The following is a 242-nucleotide window of genomic DNA, read 5'->3' on the forward strand; positions in this document are numbered from 1 at the left end:
CGCCGCTAGGGTGTCAAACCGCCGCCGCGCGCGGTCCGCGATACGATCGGCCAGCCGCCTGCGCCGCTTCGTGGCGGCGCTGACCAGCGGCCAGTGCCGCGGGCAGATCCACTCGTTGAAGTCGCCGCGCGCGATCGTGCGCCGGCAGAACGGGACGCAGCAGGGGACGCGGTCAGTCATGATCGCGTCCCCTCCGTGGTGATGACGGCTGCCAGCGGCTGCCGTCGGCGATCGGCGCGTCG

Annotated in this window: 1 protein-coding gene; it reads right to left on the reverse strand. The window is 73.6% G+C overall.

Annotated features, from left to right (window positions below):
- Positions 1-180 (reverse strand): hypothetical protein (locus ACP7FG_RS13155; protein WP_439226653.1); only part of this gene is annotated, 180 nt, incomplete at its 3' end.
- Positions 181-242: the final 62 nt, after the last annotated feature.

The organism is Idiomarina sp. ST10R2A5, assembly GCF_051842325.1.
Classification (GTDB): domain Bacteria; phylum Pseudomonadota; class Gammaproteobacteria; order Enterobacterales; family Alteromonadaceae; genus Idiomarina; species Idiomarina abyssalis.